Genomic DNA, 1,804 nt, shown 5'->3' with positions numbered 1-1,804 from the left:
GAGGTTGTCCCAAAAGGTCGTTAAAAACGAACTTTTGGAGACAACTTCTTTTATTTTTCCTGTATATGGATAAAAACCCCAATCATAAGTAGAAAAACAATGGGTTTTCTACTTATGATTGAGGTTTTTCGCTTTTAATTGGGCTGTTGTTGTCCATTTCCGTAAATTATGGGCAACACAAATAAGACCCCATTCTAGTCGATTTTTAGAAAGGCCTCGCAAGGAAAAACGTTGGAAGAAACGATTGTATTTAATATGACCAAATACAGGTTCCACCTCTATTTTTCGCTTTCCATATAATTCTTTACCTTCTTTTGTACGTAAACGTTCTCGTACTTCTTTTCGCTGTTTTTGATTTTTGACAGAGACACTGATAGATTTGGTTTCTTTTCCTTTGGCACATGTTTCTTGAAATGGACAGCCCAAACATTCTGTACAACGATACGTTCTTTTGATAGAAGTATAACCATTGCTTGTTTGTTGTTTGCTTTCATGTGAAAAAATAAGGCGTTTTTCATTGGCGCAAATCCATTCATCCAGCTCTTCATCATAAGACATATTTTCTACGCGACCGATTTGTTTCGTCCAAGCTTTCGTTTGTTCTTTTTCAAACGTATTGTATTTCACATATGCTTTCATATTTTTCTCTTCGCAGAATGCATAGTTTTCTTCGCTTCCATAACCAGAATCAGCAACCACATTTTTAGGTTTTACACGATTGTACTTCTCAAACATTTCAAAATGAGGAATGAAACAAGTTGTATCTCCCGCTTTTTGATGAATACTAAACCCTGTAATAAATTGATCCTCAGTTCCAACTTGTAGATTGTATCCTGGTTTAAGCTGACCGTTTTTCATATGGTCTTCTTTCATCCGCATAAAGGTCGCGTCTGTATCTGTTTTTGAAAAGCTATTTCTTTCTTGAAAGGTTTCTTTATGAGCTTCGTACTTTATTTTGCGTGGAAGAAGATCCTTTTCCAACTGACGCTTCGCTTTTTTCATCGTTTTATTTTTCGGTTCATCTTGTAGGCGTTTTTCTAAGGTTTGAATAGTTTGTTTAATTTTTTCAGAAGTGACAGGACAAGCATCTTTCATTTGTTCTTCTTCTAATTCCGCTTTCTGATCGTCTTCACTTGCTTGTTCAATTGTCGCGACAATCTTTTGGTACTTCTCATCTAGCTTTTGATCATATTTTTCGGTGGATTTTCTCCATACAAACGTATATCGATTGGCATTTGCCTCTATTTTTGTTCCATCTAGAAAATAATCTTCGAGTTTGACAAGTCCTTCTTGTTTCAATAGGTCGATAAGAGAGAAGAAAGTTTCATAAATCACGTCTTTCATACGCTCTGATCGAAAACGATTGATTGTACGAAAGTCTGGTGTTTTTTCGTCAGAAAGCCACATGAAATGGATATTTTCATGGAGTTGTTCCTCGATTTTTCGAGAAGAATAGATTCCTTTTGTGTAGGCATATAATAAGACTTTCAACATCATTTTTGGGTGATAAGGTGGTCTGCCACCACCTGGATAACGTGATAAGAGGATAGAGAGGTCCATCGCTTCTACAGCTGTATGAACCACACGTGAAAGATGATGTTCAGGAATATAAACCTCAACATCTAATGGAAAAGTGAGTTGTTTTTTGTTATAATCTATAAACATAAGAGAATCGTTCCTTTCTTTTGATGATTTGGTTGTGGTGACTTAATTATATCAAAGATGGACGATTCTTTTTTATATTTTCTGTAAAGAAAGAGGTTGCCCAAAAGTAGCTATTCAGCTACTTTTGGGACAACCTCTT

1 protein-coding gene is annotated in these 1,804 nt (G+C 35.6%); it reads right to left on the bottom strand.

The features are described from left to right. Positions 1–108: 108 nt before the first annotated feature. Entirely contained in the window at positions 109–1,665 is a 1,557-nt protein-coding gene (locus MR070_RS26775) for an IS1182 family transposase (protein ID WP_242262297.1), read from the bottom strand. Positions 1,666–1,804 lie beyond the last annotated feature (139 nt).

The organism is Bacillus cereus group sp. BfR-BA-01453 (genome assembly GCF_022662915.1).
GTDB lineage: Bacteria > Bacillota > Bacilli > Bacillales > Bacillaceae_G > Bacillus_A > Bacillus_A paranthracis.
This window is presented reverse-complemented; position numbering and strand designations above follow the sequence as displayed.

Coding starts and splice junctions, on each gene's coding strand:
- MR070_RS26775 (WP_242262297.1), bottom strand. CDS start 1,665: ATGTTTATAGATTATAACAAAAAACAACTCACTTTTCCATTAGATGTT.